Raw genomic sequence first — 15,260 nt, forward strand, 5'->3', positions numbered from 1 at the left:
ATGAAACTTCTCATTATAAATGGTTCTCCTCATGGAGAAAAAGGAAATACAGGAATATTTATAACGCAGTTCGTAAAGGGCATGAAAGAAATACCCATGGTGAGCTGCATACAAAAAAAAAATCCGGAAGTAATTGCAGAGAAAATAAAAAAATTTGACACGGTCTTGATTTTAATGCCCCTTTATGTACATGCAATGCCGGGACCGGTAATGAAACTATTTGAGAAACTAAATGTACAGAATACAGAGAATAAATCTCTGGGATGCATCGTACAAATGGGATTTGCAGGTTCAGCCCATGCTGATTATGCCAGACGCTGTATGAAACAACAGGCGAAAAGGCTGCATATGAAATATCTTGGAACTGCAGCCAGATGTGGTGCGGCAGGTACGTCCATGGTGCCTGATTTTATGAATCGCAAATTATTTAAGAATCTGGAAAAGCTGGGAAGTTATTTCCAGGAGACAGGAACATTACACAAAGAAACAGTACAAAAATTGGCAAAACCCTATAAGCTTACGAAATCTCAATGCAGATTTTATCAGTTTCTTTGTAAAACCGGAGTAGATCATATCATGTGGAATAAGATGCTTCGGGAAAATAATGCGTATGAAAACAGATTAGATCAACCCTTTGCTTAAGCATATTCCCTATAGCGCTTTTTCAAATACAGGAGTATAATAAGTATTTGAAGTGGAGTGATTATAATGTTTTCAGCAATGAAAAATAATATTTTTTTGTTTAAGAAAAAATGGGATACAGCTCTGCCTGTTATCTTATTTTTTTTATTTCTTTTTTATTCCGTTATCTTTTTATTTGGAACGAGATATTCCATTATTGTGTCTTTTCTGACTACTGCGTTTCAGATCCGGCGGCAAAAGAATTTTTCAATAAGGGGCGTATGCGGGCTTGTTTTGGAGATGTTTCTTCTGTGTATCCTGGCATTTTTTGCGACCTTAAATATACCCCTGTGTATCATATTGAATTTTGTAGTACCCTTTCTTCTCGTTTATCTCCAGACGACACAGTTTAACCAGAAGGGATATTTTACATATGCCATGGCATTTGTATTTTTACAGCTGGCACCGGTAGGCTGGGACGGAATCCTGCCATTACTTGGGGTAATGCTTTACTCATTGACCGTTTTAAGCGGGGCACTGGCTCTCTATTCTTTGCTTCACCGAAGGCCGCAGGATTACCGGGCAGCGAGAAAGGGCATGGACCTGCTGGCATGTCAGTTTCGATTGATAACCAAAGGAAGCCAGGATGAACATATGCAGAAGGAAATATTGGATATTCAGAGTTCCTTGCATAAGCTCGCATACGATGGGCGGCAATTGGCATTTGAAATGCAGGGGGAGAGCAAACTGCATTATATGTTTGCCCTTTTATTCCAGAGGTCGGCGTATTTTATTTCAAATTATGAAGAGGAATGCGGGAAACACCGGGAAGAGTATGATGGAATCCTCTGCCGGCTGGCAGATTACCTTGACAAGGTTCAGAACTCTTTTAACAAAGAGGATAATGAAACACTGATTCAGGAGGCCAGCAACCTGTTAAATGAGGTTGGTGAGAATCAGACAGATGGTTTTTTCTATATTTTTTTCCGGAACTTTTTACACTTGCTGGTGCTCATTCTGGATGGTGCAGCCAGAAATGAAAAGCCTTCTTTTCGAAAATCCTGGAAGCTTCCAAAAGATTTTTATATTTTTCAGAAACACAGGCAGAAAATGCGTCTGGATGCTTTTGAGGTAAGATTTGCATTGCGGTTGTCTATTGTAATCATGGTTAGTTTCTTAATCAGTCAGCTGACGAATATTAATCATGCCTACTGGATTCCGCTTAATGCTTTTTTAATGATACAGCCAATGTATGAAGATAGTGCCTATCGGGTTAAGAACCGATTGATTGGCACATTCCTGGGTTGTATTCTTGTGTTTTTTACCGTATCTTATTTTTCGGGTATCGTATGGCATTTTATATTTGCAACACTGATGGTAACACTGATGTACTGTACTACTCCGGGAACCCGTATACAGGCTGTGTTCTCTACCAGTTTTGCACTTTTTATGGCTTCGATTACGATGAACGGGGCTACCGCAGTGGAACTGCGTATCGCCTATCTGATATTGGCAGTGTTCATTGTACTGCTGGTCAACCGTTTCTTATTTCCAACCAGTTTAAAAGGACAATTCAGAGGGAATGTCCGGGAACTTTTCCGGATTCAGAATTCCTATCTGTCAATTCTGGATATCAGTACACAGCGTGTAATAGATTATGGGGTAACCAGCGAAGCCCTGACCCATTTTTACCTGGTTGCGGATCAGGTGAAACAGTATCTGGCGAAACCGGTTGAAGAAGTAAATGTGGATTTCTATCGTAAAATGCTGGACATAATGTGGAAAATGTCTGCGGAAGCGGAACAGATGATTTTCATAGTACAGTCAGGGGAAATCGATGAACCAAAGAGAGTGATTTTGCATCAGTATATAAAGCAGCTCCAGATAACCTTTCGGAATATACAGCGTGTTTATTGGCATGGCCAGGGAAAAAGTTTATCTTCAGCAGAAGAGATACCCGACTTTCCGCTGGATGAGGCGTATCTGACGCATTTAATGATGAAATATGTAGAAAATGCAAAGAGATTGATTCAGCTGGAAGATGCCAATCCCGATGCTGTGAGGTATTGTGTACATGGAAAATAGGTGTCATTTGTTTTTAACAGGAGATATTCAGGTAGGGAAAACGACGATTATCAGGCGTGCATTGGAAGAATCAGGAGTGGCATATGGTGGATTCATCACTTGTTTTGGTGACAACCGGGAAGATCAGAACCGGTCACTGTATATGGTTCCGGCATCCGGGCCGCAGGTATGGAAAGAAGAAAATGTGATTGTACAGTTTCAGGATGGGATCCCCCGGATAAGAACCAGGGTGATTGAACGGCTGGGTATAGAAATTCTGGGAAGCGTCAGGCCAGATGCAGATTGTATTATAATGGATGAGTGCGGACGTTTCGAGGGCATGGCAGAGAAGTTCAAAGAGAAAATACTGGAGATACTGAATTTACAGACACCGGTTACCGGTGTAGTGAGAAAAGGATTTGAAGGTACTTGGCTGGATCAGATTAAACAGCATAAAAAGGTGGTTCTTTTAGAAGTAACCAAAGACAACCGGGAGGAAATTTTCCTAAAAATGAAAGATTTTCTGTTGCAGTGCAGGGATAATCGTATATAATGAGATTATTGCATACTTGATTTATTGTATAGAAAAGGAGGGTATTATTATGCCATATATAAAAACAAGAGTATCCGTTTCCATGACAGAGGCGCAGTCGGAGACATTAAAAAGTAAGTTTGGTAAAATTATTGAAATCATTCCGGGAAAGACGGAAAGCTGGCTGATGGTTGATCTGGAGGATAATTGCCAGATGTATTTTAAAGGAAATCAGGAGGCAGCCACAGCTTATGTAAAGGTGGAAGTTTTTGGACAGGTGGAGAGAGATTACTGTGAGAAAATGACAGAGGCTATTTGTAATTTGCTGTCAGAGGAATTGCAGATTCCGGCAGAAAGAACTTATATAACTTATGAAGGAATTAAGGACTGGGGCTGGAATGGTATTAATTTTTAAGCTGCAGGGCAGCAGACAGGAGTTATTATGAAGAACATAATTTTGGCATCTGCTTCTCCCAGACGGAAGGAACTGCTGGCTCAGGCCGGGTATCAGTTTACGGTTATTACAAGTGATACGGATGAGATTACAGATAAATCCATGCCGGATGAAATTGTTGAGGAACTCTCCGCAATGAAAGCAGAAGCAGTGGCAGCACAGATAGAAGAAGACACAGTCATCATTGGTGCAGATACCATAGTGGCTGTTAGTGGCAGAATTCTGGGAAAGCCGCAAGATGTAACAGCGGCAGAGGAAATGCTTAAGACTCTGCAGGGAAATACTCATCAGGTATATACCGGCGTTACCCTGATTGAAATACAGTCCGGGACAAGAAAGGTTACAACGTTTTCAGAAAGAACCGATGTAATTATGTACCCAATGACAGATGAGGAAATCAAAGCTTATATTGCAACCGGAGAACCAATGGATAAAGCGGGCGCTTATGGTATTCAGGGCCGGGCGGCAATCTATATTAAAAAAATTGACGGAGATTATAACAACGTTGTGGGACTTCCTATAGCGCGACTTTATCAGGAATTGAAAAGTAAATAACCAGGTAAGGAATCCCCGGGTATAAAATAGCAGGCAGGAAATGTCCGGGAATTTAACCACCCATGATATAGCAGTGAAAGGGAGGATGGAAGATGAATTATACGACGGAGCAGTTGTCCAACAGGATAACGGTACAGGAATATCTGAGGGATTATGTGGACATTGAAAAGTTTTTAGAATGCTGCAAGGCCTGTCCGGACTACGGGAAAAAGTGGTCATGTCCCCCATACGACTTTGATGTGAAGGATTACTGGAATAAATTTAATTATCTATATGTAATTGGTACCAGAATCATCATACCGGAAGAGGAGACAAAGTGTTCCCATACCCAGGAAACATTAAAAGGGTTCCTAAAGAATGAATTGAGCAGCGAAAAAAAGAAACTGTCAATAATGATGCACAGCCTGGAAGATAAATACCCTGGAAGTAAAAGTCTTTCAGCAGGGAACTGTGATTACTGCAAAGAATGCCTCCGCTTAAAAGGGGAACCTTGCTGTAAGCCCGGTCAAATGCGCTATTCTATAGAATCTCTGGGAGGGAATGTGGGTAAGACAACAAAAGATTTGCTGGGGCTGGAATTGAAATGGATGACAGAAGGCAGAATGCCGGAGCATTTTATTTTGGTAAATGGTCTGCTTACTACTGAAGACCTTGGTGAAAAGATAAATGTTTCCTAGATAAAATGGCGAAAAACTGCTGCTTACGCGGTAGTTTTTTTATGGGAAGGGAGTTTGAAAATTGAAAAGTGCAATAAAATCCAGTAAACAAGATATGACAGAGGGAAAAATTATAAAAGGAATTCTTCTGTTTTCCATTCCGCTTCTAATTGGGAATCTGTTTCAGCAGTTATATAATACAGTGGATTCTATCATCGCGGGGAATTTCATTGGGAAAGAAGCGCTTGCAGCAGTTGGTTCCAGCAATTCTTTAATCAATTTGATTGTGGGGTTATTTATGGGAATCGCAACGGGTGCCGGAGTAGTAATCTCCCAGTACTATGGGGCAAGGGCGGAAAAGGGAATGCAGGAGGCCGTACATACTTCTATTACCATCAGTATCATTGGCGGAATCGTTCTGACCGGAGTGGGAGTCGTTTTATCCCCTCAGATATTAGTTGCTATGGGAACCCCGCAGGAGGTCATGGACAAATCAATCACATATCTGCGCATTTTCTTCTGTGGTTCCGTATTTAACATACTTTACAATATGGGGGCGGGTATTTTAAGAGGTGTGGGGGATTCAAAACGTCCCTTATATTATTTGTGTGTTTCATCGGTAGTCAATATTATCCTGGATATTATTTTTGTAGTGGTATTTCATATGGGAGTTGCAGGAACTGCTTGGGCAACTGTTATATCCCAGGTTGTATCTGCATTTATGGTTGTTCGTGCTTTAATGCGGGATGATGATATCTACCGCCTGCATCTGAAGAAACTTGGTATCAGCAGAATCATGCTGAAACGCGTGTTAATGATGGGAATTCCTAGTGGTATACAAAATGCCATTATATCTTTCTCCAATGTAGTTGTTCAGGCGAATATTAACAGCTTCGGAGCAGATGCAATGGCAGGCTGCAGTTCTTATATGAAAATAGATGGTTTTGTAATACTTCCAATCATGAGCTTTGGAATGGCGGCAATGACCTTTACCGGGCAGAATGTAGGCGCCGGTAAACGGGAACGTGTGAAAAAAGGTGCAGCAAATACGCTGATGATCGGTCTCACATACACCGTGGCTGTCACAATACTGCTATTGTTATTCGGGCAAATTCCCCTTCGGGTATTTTCATCAGATGTAGCGGTAAACCAGAATGGTTACCTGATGCTGCGGACGGTGGCACCTTTTTACGTAACACTGACCGTAGCACAGGTAATGACAGGCGTGTTTCGGGGAGCAGGCAAAGCAGTAACATCTATGCTTCTGATGGTAGGAAGTATGGTAGGAATCAGGATGTTGTGGGTAAATATCATGGTTTTATTTTATCCGGATCTGGAAACAGTACTCTGGGGATATCCGGTTTCCTGGGTCTTTGCCATGCTCGGAGTAATCTTGTACGCCTGGAAGGGAAAATGGCTTCCGGAACAGGGTGTTTCGAATACGCTCTAGCGATCCATTTCCGTCTGGATGGAGGAATGATGTCCCTGAATAATTCGTTCTATCTCAGCCAGGTCAGAAGATGGAAGATCGCCTGGAATCGTATTTTTGGTGGAGCTGGTAGCATTTCCGTATTCAAGAGCAGCCCGGCAGTCGAAGCTGTGGGCTAAAAGTCCATAAAGTACACCGGAGATATAAGCATCGCCACTGCCAATTCTGTCTACAACCTCAATGTTTTCATAAGGTTTTTCTTCGTAATATGCATCGTCCTTAGCGTTATAGATCACAGATCCAAAAGTGTGAATCTTCGGACTGTGTACAATACGCTGGGTAGATGCGACAATGGAAATTGGATAGTCCCTGGTAAAGGATTTCATAATATCCCTGATGGAACCTTCTTTTAAAAATGTAAGCTTGGCAGTATCCTCCGAACAAAAAAAAATATCAACGTATGGCAGGATCTGTTCTATACAGTCTCTGGCCTGGGAACCACTCCACAGGTTGGCACGGAAATTCACATCAAAAGAGATCAGAGAGCCGGCTGCTTTGAACCGCTTCATCATTTCAATGGCAGTACGGCAGGTACCTTCGCTAAGTGCCAGAGTGATCCCGCTGGTGTGAAAGCAACGGGTGGACTGATATAAAGAATCCGGATAATCATCAATGGAAATTTTATTTATAGAGGTGTTCATCCTGTCGTAAACAATACCCGGCTTGCGTGGGTATGCCCCGTATTCATAATAATAAATACCAAGTCTGGCATCTCTGCTTTCGTCATAAGTCAGATAATCATCACTGACTCCGCAGAAACGAACGTGATTCTTAGCAAAGGAACCAATGGTGTTTGAGGGGAGCTTTGATATAATTCCTGTTCGAAGCCCCAGAAGAGATGCCCCTGAAACCACATTTAATTCTGCGCCTCCCATTTGTTTTAAAAACGTATCACCTCTGGAAAGGCGTTCATTTCCAAGCGGCGAAAGTCTCAGCAGCAGCTCACCCAGTGCCAGTAAATCAAAATCTTTTTTTACTTCAGAAAAATTCTCACATAACATCTTGTAATCCCCCTTGCTAAATTTATCATATATTTTCTATTTAAACTACAATGTTTCATAATGTAAAACATAGTTTTACAAAATAAAACCGTTAGAATAATTTTAGCCAGAATCACTTGAAATGTCAATAGGTAAATAACTTTTATATTGCGAACCCATATCATTAATGTTAAAATATATTAGAGCGTGTTTTAAAATTGATTTTATCAAGAGGTACGATCCGTTTTTTAGGGAGTGCTTAATGATGAAATGAATTTTAAGACACGCTCAAGTAGTCCATAAAGTCTGAATCTTGAAGTAAAGATTTAATATAAACATTTATAGTATCTGCAGTATGCCTGCAGCGAATGGAGGATATCATGAGTGAAGAACAGAAAAACCCTATACAGTCAGCGGACCGGATATTTATGGTGATGGAAACGTTAGCCGGAACGGGGCCAATTGGACTGGTTGATTTGAGTACCCGTATCGGACTTCATAAGAGTACGGTCCACAGATTGTTGTTGTCTTTGATTTGCATGGGATACGTAGCCCAGGATGAGAATAATAAATACCGCCTTACTTATAAATTAATGGAAATATCCAGCAGGGCCCTTGCCGGCATGGACGAGGTGACAATTGCACACCCTTATCTGGAGAAGCTGGCAAATGAGTGCAGGGAGACGGTGCATCTGGTAGAGTGCAGAGGCTGCGAGGTCGTGTATATAGATAAGGTGACACCTATCATACGGAATGACAGTGCGATCCGGATGGCATCTCAGATAGGGTTATCCAGGCCAATGTATTCCTCCGGGGTGGGAAAAGCCATTTTAGCGCAGCTTCCGGAAGAGGAAGTGAAGTTTATATGGGAAAACAGTATCATTGAAAAGAAGACAGAATATACCATTATTTCATTAGAAGATCTCATGGAAGAATTAAAGAAAATCCGTGAACGGGGATATGCCCTGGATAATGAGGAAAATGAAATCGGTGTGCGCTGTATTGCGGCCTGCATTTTCGACTACCGGGGAAAAGTTAAGAATGCATTTAGTATTTCGGCACCAGCCATAAAAATGACAGATGCCAGAATTGACGAGCTGGCGGAAAAGGTTTTGGGAGTAAGGGAACAGTTATCACGGGAGTTTGGCTATCGGGAGTCAACTAATGGTTGACTAATGAAAAATTTGACAACTTCATATCCATTGTAATTTTGAATCACCTCCATTATACTACGTGTATGGAGGTGATTTTTATGAGAGAAATTAATATCGCGTCTATCCTGGTTGGGAAAAGAAAGGAAAAAGGAATCACCCAGGATGAGCTTGCAGGATATTTGGGCGTGTCAAAAGCAGCCATATCAAAATGGGAAACCGGACAGAGTTATCCGGATATTACATTACTTCCCCTTTTAGCCGCTTATTTTAATATTAGTATAGATGACCTGATTGACTATAAACCCCAGATGGTGAAGGAGGATATACGCAGATTGTATGTAAAGTTATGCAAGGATTTTTCAGAAAAGCCATTTGATAAAGTGTTAGCAGAGTGTGAAAAGATTATTAAAAAATACTATGCCTGCCCTGCCCTTCTGGTGGAGATGGGGAGTTTGCTGGTCAATCATAATATGTTGGCGGACTCACCGGAAAAAAGCCGGGAGGTACTGGTAATGGTAAGAGATCTTATGATTCATGTAAGAGAAGAAACCAATGATGAGTATCTGCTCGGAGTATCTGTTTATATGGAGGCAGGCTGTGAATTGTACTTAGATAACCCAAGTGCAGCAATGATTTTATTAGAAGACTGCAACCGGCCAAAGGCTTCACCGGAAGTCATCCTGGCATCTGCATTGGATCGCCTGGGGAAAAAGGATAAGGCAATAGAAGTACTTCAAACGATGATATATCAGAATATTCTGCTGGCGCTTGCAGGATTTGGAAATCTGATAATCGAATATGCAGACCGTGAAGAAAAGGTGGATATGTGGATGCATAGTTTTACTCAGATTGCAGAATCAATGGGGCTTCTGGAGATGCACCCGGGAGGTCTGGCACCGATGTATCTTCTGGCTGCAGAAGCATATGCATCCCATGGACAGGAGCAGAAAGCACTGGTTATGCTTCAGAAATACACGGATATTTTCACCGGAGATATATTTCCGCTGAAGCTTCAGGGAAACAAGTATTTTGATCAGATGGAAAATTGGTTTGATATGCTGGGGCTGGGTACGAATATGCCAAGGTGTGAGTCTGTAGTAAAGGACAGTCTGATGGAATCAGTAGAAAAGAATCCCCGGCTTGCACCTCTTTTTGAAACAGATGAATTTAAACATATTGTTCATCAGCTGAGATTAAAGCTTTTAAAACAATCGTAACTAGTTTATCTTTACGCAATATCCGGAGCCGTATCAGGAATGCTCCGGTCAGGAGGAGAATAACATGAAAGAATTAATGGAGTTTCTGCCGTTTTTGATACCGGTAATTATAGCAGAGCTGGCACTGGCAATCACAGCGCTTATCCATGTGCTGCGACATCCCCACTACCGTTTTGGAAATAAGGTCATATGGGCAGTTGTTGTACTAATTGTTCAGTTTATCGGACCAATATTGTATTTTACCATAGGCAGAGGTGAAGAATAATGGACATTTTAGAGGTTAAAAACTTAAAGAAAAGTTTTAACGGCCATGCAGTCATCAGGGATCTCAGCTTTCAGGTACCCGAGCATAGTGTGTTTGGATTCCTTGGGGAAAATGGTGCCGGGAAAACAACCACAATGAAAATGATTCTGGGACTGCTGCAGCCGGATGCAGGAGAGATACGGATAGCCGGAAACCGGGTTTCCTATGGAGAAACAAAAACAAACCGCATGATCGGTTATCTGCCTGATGTACCGGAGTTTTATAATTATATGAGGGCAAAAGAATATCTGAAACTCTGCGGCGAAGTGTCAGGAATGCCGGCCAAGAAGATTCTGGAGAAGAGCGGGGAATTATTGGAAATCGTAGGATTAAAAGATGTAAAGCAGAAAATCGGCGGTTATTCCAGGGGGATGAAACAGCGTCTGGGAATTGCGCAGGCATTATTAAATGACCCTAAACTGCTGCTGTGTGATGAACCTACGTCGGCATTGGATCCCGTTGGGAGAAAAGAAATACTGGATATATTATCGGTAGTTAAATCCCAGATGACGGTGGTGTTCTCCACACATATTTTATCTGATGTAGAGCGCATCTGTGACCGGGTTGCAGTTTTGCATGACGGAGAGCTGGCTCTTTGCGGAGGTCTGGAAGAATTAAAATCCGGCCATAAGAGAGATGAAATGATTCTGGAATTAATGAATGAGGAAGATGCCAAAAAGGTTCAGGGCATGCTTAGGCTGACAGAAGGAATCATGGATGTTAACCGGTCCCGTCTATCCTTAACAATTCGGGTACAGGATGTGCAGAAGAGTGGATTTCAAATATTAGCCCTGATTTTAAAAGAGCAGATACAGGTTCTGAAATACGAGGTGCAGGAACCAAATCTGGAAACCTTATTTATGGAGGTGGTGAAATGAAAGGATATATAGCTTTTCTGAAAAAAGAGTGGTTGGAGCAGCTTAGAACCTATCGTCTTTTCATCCTCATAATCGTATTTTTTATATTTGGAATGATGAATCCCCTGACTGCGAAACTGACACCGCTGCTGTTAGAAAATTTTGCTGTTGAAGGCATGAAGATTACAATGCCGGATCCAACGGCAATGGATTCGTATATGCAGTTTTTCAAAAATAATACCTCTATGGGACTCATTGCTCTGATATTGGTATTCAGCGGGATTCTATCCAGTGAACTGTCGAAAGGAACATTGATCAATATCCTTACCAAAGGCCTTTCCAGAAATGCTGTCATTATGGCAAAATTCACATCCGCGGCGTTCATCTGGACGATATGCCTGGCACTTTGTTTTGTCACAACGTATGGATATACGAAGTATTTATTTCAACAGAATGATATTTATCATCTTTGGTTTGCAGTTTTGTGTTTATGGCTGTTTGGTATATTTCTGCTGACACTCCTGCTCCTGATTTCTACAGTAGGCAAGAACAGTTATACCAGCCTTTTGGGGGTAGGTGCAGTTGTTGTAATCTTATTTATGTTAAATATGCTGCCGGTTCTACAAAAATATAATCCGATACTCCTGATTTCAAATAATGTTGGAATGCTTGTTTCAGAATACCAGATTGCAGATGCAATGGCAGCGGTGGGAGTTACAGCAGGATTAAGCATTGTATTTTTAGGTGGAGCTGTGATGATATTTCGTAAAAAGAGGATTTAAGTGAAAGAGAGCCTCTTGTAATTTATCTTAATAGTGTATGAGGAACGTTTTAGAGCAAAGATGATTTTCCGTCTTTGCTCTTTTTTTACGGAATTGTTAAAAATATTGTCGATTCATGACGTAGACCAGGAATCAGATAGAGAGTATAATAATCTTGTCAACCGATTAATAGAATTAAGGGATGGAAGATATAAGGCGGGGTGATAGAATGCAGATAAAGAAGAAGTTTGATCAAAGCTGCAAAATCATCTTCTGGTTTGGTGTCTGTTTCTTCATTTCAGAGTGCATCAAACAGATTTTGCTGATAAGCGTAATAAATGATGGAAGCTACAGCTGGCGGTATTTCCCGTTTCAGTTATGCAGCCTGCCTATGTATTTATGCCTGATTCTGCCCTTTCTCAAAAATAAAAAAGCATACATCCATTTTTTAATGGATATCAATCTGTTGGGAGGCATATTTGCATTTGCAGACACCTCCGGCATGTGCTATCCCCTTTTCATACTGACACTGCACTCCATCTGCTGGCATCTGGCATTAATTACACTGGGCATTTACACAGGAATTCGATATTCTTCAAAATTGACAGTGCGTGACTATTTTGGCGTTATAAAAATATTCGTCATCACTGCAGTTATTGCTGAAATAATCAATACAGTAGTATCGAAACTGTTCACAAATGAGATCGACATGTTTTATATCAATCCATACAGGCAATTTTCCCAGGTTGTATTTCGAGATCTGGAAGGTTTTTTGCCAAATTCACTTGTGATTGTGGTTTATATGGCAGCAATTATACTGGGGGGATTTCTGATTCATCTGGTGTGGATTGCTGTGGGTAAGGGAAGGAAGGGGAAGTAGGGGATGTCAAAGATACAACCTTACTTCCGACAATCTTACGAAAGGGTAGGAACATGGCTGAATATATAAAAATAAAAAGGCAAGCATTCGGTACACACAGAATACTTGTCGTTTTATTTTATCTATTCGTGATAGTAAGTAATAATATACCATAGATATACATAAGTATGATTTACTCAAACATCCCCCACATAACATCTTCGTCTACAGGAAATGGGCAATTTGCCAGTTTCCCCTGATTGGATAACATGCCATTCACGGCGGCTTTTTTGAGGTCATCGCTGATCATAACGCTGCCTAAAACTTGATTGACATAAGAAGTAAATGCGTCTGTGTCCGGGAAATTTAAAAGTGACAGGATTTCGCTTTGATAATTTTTTGCAGCCCTTAAGTAAGCAGGGAGGAAGGAGCCAACGGCTTTTCCGTGAGGTACGCCTGTCTCATAGGTTGGATAGTAACTGAGTCCGTGGGGAAGTGAAGTTCCGGTATGGGAAATTGCCATGCCTGCAAGTGTAGAAGCATTTAACAGTGATTCATAGTCAGCATCACATGCCGGCTTACCCAGAAGGACATCTTTAACAGAAGACCAGAGATGCATCCCTTCTTTACAAAGCATTTTACTGTAGAAAGTTGCATTGTTATTGATATAGCTTTCCATAAAATGTCCCAAAGCATCGATTGATGTAGATGCAAGTACGGAAGGTGGAAGGTTCTTTAAATAGTTAGGATCGCACAGAGCCAAAACCGGGAAGATACGATGAGATATGCTGGATTTTGTACGCTTCCTGTGAATGGTTAGTATGGCATAAGGAGTCGCTTCTGATCCCGTACCACATGTAGTAGGAACAGATACCACGGGATAAGCATCATCTGAGCCTTTCTCATACAGATAATCTTCTGTTTTATCTATTTGTTTCATCATAAGGGAAATAGCTTTGGCTGCGTCCAGCGGTGAACCGCCGCCTATTCCAATGACAAAGTCAGCACCAGACTCATTTCCGAAGTCCCGTGCTTCCATAACGGTTTCAATGGAAGGATTTTCTTCAATACGGTCAAATATCTCATAAGATATTCCTTCCTTTGAGAGAGCATCCTGAATATCAGCCAGGGATCCGTTTTCTTTTGAAGAGCGTCTTCCGGTTACAATAAGAGCTTTTTTGCCGAGGGTAGACAAATCCTTAGCATGGTTCCGGACACAATTACTTTCACAATAAATTTTTGTTGGCATATAAAAATACATTTCCTGATCCTCCTATGGTACAATAATTTTTATTCTATCACAAATATATCATTACGAACAGGATCTGCGGTAATGAATTTTTAAACATTGCAGTAAGCCTTCCAAACGCCTGTCATGGTCCACCCCCTTCTCTTTCCACGCACGGCATCTATCTACAAAGCGTTCCTTTCTCACTTACCCCCCAATATATTCGTAATAGTAATCCCTTAACAAACTCTTTGCCGCAGTATAAACACTGTTAAATCAATTTTACAAAGCCCGCTTTATTTTTACCAATTCTTTACAAGGCACAAAACCGCTCCTTACACTTCTCTGATAGATTATTCATGTAAGTAAATAATCAAGCAAAAAGAGGAGAAAAAGATTATGAAATTGAAGAAAATCAGTGCAGTGATGTTAGCTATGGCATTGGCAGTCCCAACAATTACGGCAGTTCCTTCGGTAACAGGACATGCTACCGAAACAACGGCACAGACAGAGAAAGAGACAAAGGCAGCTGAATCTGAAACGAAAGCAGACAGTAAGGCAGCAGAGAATGCAGAGATTAAGACACCAAAGTACATTTTCTTATTTATAGGCGATGGTATGAGTTATCCTCAAATCCAGGCAACGGCAGATTATCTGGGAACGACAGAAAATAAAGGCGAAATTGAGGCAAAAGCATTGTCATTTATGAATTTTCCGGTAGCTGGGACAGCACAGACCTATGACAGCACTTCTTTTGCTCCGGATTCTGCGTCAACAGCTACTTCTATTTCCACGGGAAATAAAACCTACAGCGGAACCATTAACATGGATACAACCATGACAAAGAAGTTTGAGGCGATTTCTGAAAAATTAAAAAAGCAAAAGGATTATAAGGTAGGTATTGTAACGACGGTTAATTTAAACCATGCTACTCCGGCAGCTTTTTATGCTCATCAGGCTTCCAGAAACAGCTATTATGATATTGCAAAAGAGCTGGTAGACAGTAACTTTGATTATTTTGCAGGAGGGGCACTTCTTGACCCGACAGGAGAAAAAGAAGATCAGACAGATGCTTATAAACTGGCAGAAGACGCAGGTTATAAGGTAATTAAAACCCAGGAAGAAGTAAAGAAGTTAAAAGCAGAAGATGGTAAATCACTTGTAATAGCAGAACATCTGGCAGATGCAGATGCAATGTCTTATGATCTGGATGCAGTAAAAGACGAACTTTCATTAAAAGACTATGTGCAGAAAGGAATTGACGTTCTGAACAATGATACTGGATTCTTTATGATGGTTGAAGGTGGTAAGATTGACTGGGCATGTCATGCAAATGATGCAGGATCTGCCATCAACGATACAGAAGCCTTAAGTGACTCGGTGGAAGCAGCAGTAGAATTTTATAAGAAACATCCGGACGATACACTCATTCTGGTAACCGGTGACCATGAAACCGGTGGATTAACAATCGGATATGCAGGAACAGATTACGATACTTATCTGACAAACCTGACAAACCAGAAAATATC

Annotated in this window: 16 protein-coding genes; 14 read left to right on the plus strand and 2 right to left on the minus strand. The window is 41.1% G+C overall.

Annotation, left to right across the window (positions count from 1 at the left end; genetic code table 11):
* From RHS_RS19370 to RHS_RS19400, 7 genes are all read left to right on the plus strand, one after another.
* Entirely contained in the window at nucleotides 1-642 is a 642-nt protein-coding gene (locus tag RHS_RS19370) for an NAD(P)H-dependent oxidoreductase (RefSeq protein WP_047834095.1), read from the plus strand.
* Nucleotides 643-708: 66 nt separating this feature from the next.
* Complete coding sequence (locus tag RHS_RS19375; RefSeq protein WP_052377967.1) at nucleotides 709-2,706, plus strand: FUSC family protein; 1,998 nt, start codon at nucleotides 709-711, stop codon at nucleotides 2,704-2,706.
* Nucleotides 2,696-3,238 carry a nucleoside-triphosphatase gene (locus RHS_RS19380; RefSeq protein ID WP_044289640.1) on the plus strand — a complete coding sequence of 181 codons (543 nt, stop codon included), beginning with the start codon at nucleotides 2,696-2,698 and terminating at the stop codon, nucleotides 3,236-3,238. The genes RHS_RS19375 and RHS_RS19380 overlap by 11 nt, the downstream gene beginning before the upstream one ends.
* Nucleotides 3,239-3,287: 49 nt before the next feature.
* The gene (locus tag RHS_RS19385; RefSeq protein ID WP_027295904.1) at nucleotides 3,288-3,632 is read left to right on the plus strand and encodes a phenylpyruvate tautomerase MIF-related protein; all 345 of its coding nucleotides are present in this window, start codon (nucleotides 3,288-3,290) and stop codon (nucleotides 3,630-3,632) included.
* Between the two features lie 27 nt (nucleotides 3,633-3,659).
* On the plus strand, nucleotides 3,660-4,226 hold the full coding sequence (locus RHS_RS19390; protein ID WP_027295905.1) for a nucleoside triphosphate pyrophosphatase: 567 nt from the start codon (nucleotides 3,660-3,662) through the stop codon (nucleotides 4,224-4,226).
* A gap of 92 nt (nucleotides 4,227-4,318) precedes the next feature.
* Nucleotides 4,319-4,903: a DUF2284 domain-containing protein gene (locus RHS_RS19395; RefSeq protein WP_047834096.1), complete on the plus strand. Its 585-nt coding sequence runs from the start codon at nucleotides 4,319-4,321 to the stop codon at nucleotides 4,901-4,903.
* A gap of 61 nt (nucleotides 4,904-4,964) precedes the next feature.
* Nucleotides 4,965-6,332 carry an MATE family efflux transporter gene (locus RHS_RS19400; protein WP_330373638.1) on the plus strand — a complete coding sequence of 456 codons (1,368 nt, stop codon included), beginning with the start codon at nucleotides 4,965-4,967 and terminating at the stop codon, nucleotides 6,330-6,332.
* On the opposite strand, the gene RHS_RS19405 is transcribed toward RHS_RS19400, so the two are convergent.
* Nucleotides 6,329-7,372 carry a sugar kinase gene (locus RHS_RS19405; protein WP_047834097.1) on the minus strand — a complete coding sequence of 348 codons (1,044 nt, stop codon included), beginning with the start codon at nucleotides 7,370-7,372 and terminating at the stop codon, nucleotides 6,329-6,331. The genes RHS_RS19400 and RHS_RS19405 overlap by 4 nt on opposite strands.
* A 359-nt stretch (nucleotides 7,373-7,731) precedes the next feature.
* On the opposite strand from RHS_RS19405, the gene RHS_RS19410 reads away from it, so the two are divergent.
* The 6 genes from RHS_RS19410 to RHS_RS19435 all read left to right on the plus strand — a co-directional run bounded on the left by RHS_RS19410 (nucleotide 7,732) and on the right by RHS_RS19435 (nucleotide 12,524).
* A complete protein-coding gene (locus RHS_RS19410; RefSeq protein WP_047834098.1) occupies nucleotides 7,732-8,523 on the plus strand; it encodes an IclR family transcriptional regulator C-terminal domain-containing protein in 792 nt (263 codons plus the stop codon).
* 80 nt (nucleotides 8,524-8,603) lie between these two features.
* Entirely contained in the window at nucleotides 8,604-9,722 is a 1,119-nt protein-coding gene (locus tag RHS_RS19415; RefSeq protein ID WP_047834099.1) for a helix-turn-helix domain-containing protein, read from the plus strand.
* Nucleotides 9,723-9,786: 64 nt separating this feature from the next.
* A complete protein-coding gene (locus tag RHS_RS19420; protein WP_027295910.1) occupies nucleotides 9,787-9,987 on the plus strand; it encodes a PLD nuclease N-terminal domain-containing protein in 201 nt (66 codons plus the stop codon).
* The gene (locus tag RHS_RS19425) at nucleotides 9,987-10,904 is read left to right on the plus strand and encodes an ABC transporter ATP-binding protein (protein ID WP_047834100.1); all 918 of its coding nucleotides are present in this window, start codon (nucleotides 9,987-9,989) and stop codon (nucleotides 10,902-10,904) included. The genes RHS_RS19420 and RHS_RS19425 overlap by 1 nt, the downstream gene beginning before the upstream one ends.
* The gene (locus tag RHS_RS19430; RefSeq protein ID WP_047834101.1) at nucleotides 10,901-11,665 is read left to right on the plus strand and encodes an ABC transporter permease; all 765 of its coding nucleotides are present in this window, start codon (nucleotides 10,901-10,903) and stop codon (nucleotides 11,663-11,665) included. The genes RHS_RS19425 and RHS_RS19430 overlap by 4 nt, the downstream gene beginning before the upstream one ends.
* Nucleotides 11,666-11,873: 208 nt before the next feature.
* Nucleotides 11,874-12,524 carry a hypothetical protein gene (locus tag RHS_RS19435; RefSeq protein ID WP_395023020.1) on the plus strand — a complete coding sequence of 217 codons (651 nt, stop codon included), beginning with the start codon at nucleotides 11,874-11,876 and terminating at the stop codon, nucleotides 12,522-12,524.
* Between the two features lie 172 nt (nucleotides 12,525-12,696).
* Here the strand turns inward: RHS_RS19435 and RHS_RS19440 are convergent, their stop codons facing one another.
* Nucleotides 12,697-13,764 carry an iron-containing alcohol dehydrogenase family protein gene (locus tag RHS_RS19440; RefSeq protein ID WP_047834102.1) on the minus strand — a complete coding sequence of 356 codons (1,068 nt, stop codon included), beginning with the start codon at nucleotides 13,762-13,764 and terminating at the stop codon, nucleotides 12,697-12,699.
* Between the two features lie 366 nt (nucleotides 13,765-14,130).
* Between RHS_RS19440 and RHS_RS19445 the strand changes: the two genes are divergently transcribed.
* Nucleotides 14,131-15,260: alkaline phosphatase (locus RHS_RS19445; protein ID WP_047834103.1), on the plus strand; the 1,130-nt coding region annotated here is incomplete at its 3' end.

The sequence above is a fragment of the Robinsoniella sp. RHS genome (genome assembly GCF_001029355.1).
Classification (GTDB): Bacteria; Bacillota; Clostridia; order Lachnospirales; family Lachnospiraceae; genus Robinsoniella; species Robinsoniella peoriensis.

Excerpts from the sequence above, each read along its gene's own strand:
- RHS_RS19375 (WP_052377967.1), top strand. The coding sequence starts at position 709 with ATGTTTTCAGCAATGAAAAATAATATTTTTTTGTTTAAGAAAAAATGG.
- RHS_RS19435 (WP_395023020.1), top strand. The coding sequence starts at position 11,874 with ATGCAGATAAAGAAGAAGTTTGATCAAAGCTGCAAAATCATCTTCTGG.
- RHS_RS19415 (WP_047834099.1), top strand. The coding sequence starts at position 8,604 with ATGAGAGAAATTAATATCGCGTCTATCCTGGTTGGGAAAAGAAAGGAA.
- RHS_RS19390 (WP_027295905.1), top strand. The coding sequence starts at position 3,660 with ATGAAGAACATAATTTTGGCATCTGCTTCTCCCAGACGGAAGGAACTG.
- RHS_RS19370 (WP_047834095.1), top strand. The coding sequence starts at position 1 with ATGAAACTTCTCATTATAAATGGTTCTCCTCATGGAGAAAAAGGAAAT.
- RHS_RS19395 (WP_047834096.1), top strand. The coding sequence starts at position 4,319 with ATGAATTATACGACGGAGCAGTTGTCCAACAGGATAACGGTACAGGAA.
- RHS_RS19420 (WP_027295910.1), top strand. The coding sequence starts at position 9,787 with ATGAAAGAATTAATGGAGTTTCTGCCGTTTTTGATACCGGTAATTATA.
- RHS_RS19385 (WP_027295904.1), top strand. The coding sequence starts at position 3,288 with ATGCCATATATAAAAACAAGAGTATCCGTTTCCATGACAGAGGCGCAG.
- RHS_RS19380 (WP_044289640.1), top strand. The coding sequence starts at position 2,696 with ATGGAAAATAGGTGTCATTTGTTTTTAACAGGAGATATTCAGGTAGGG.
- RHS_RS19425 (WP_047834100.1), top strand. The coding sequence starts at position 9,987 with ATGGACATTTTAGAGGTTAAAAACTTAAAGAAAAGTTTTAACGGCCAT.
- RHS_RS19440 (WP_047834102.1), bottom strand. The coding sequence starts at position 13,764 with ATGTATTTTTATATGCCAACAAAAATTTATTGTGAAAGTAATTGTGTC.
- RHS_RS19430 (WP_047834101.1), top strand. The coding sequence starts at position 10,901 with ATGAAAGGATATATAGCTTTTCTGAAAAAAGAGTGGTTGGAGCAGCTT.
- RHS_RS19410 (WP_047834098.1), top strand. The coding sequence starts at position 7,732 with ATGAGTGAAGAACAGAAAAACCCTATACAGTCAGCGGACCGGATATTT.
- RHS_RS19405 (WP_047834097.1), bottom strand. The coding sequence starts at position 7,372 with ATGTTATGTGAGAATTTTTCTGAAGTAAAAAAAGATTTTGATTTACTG.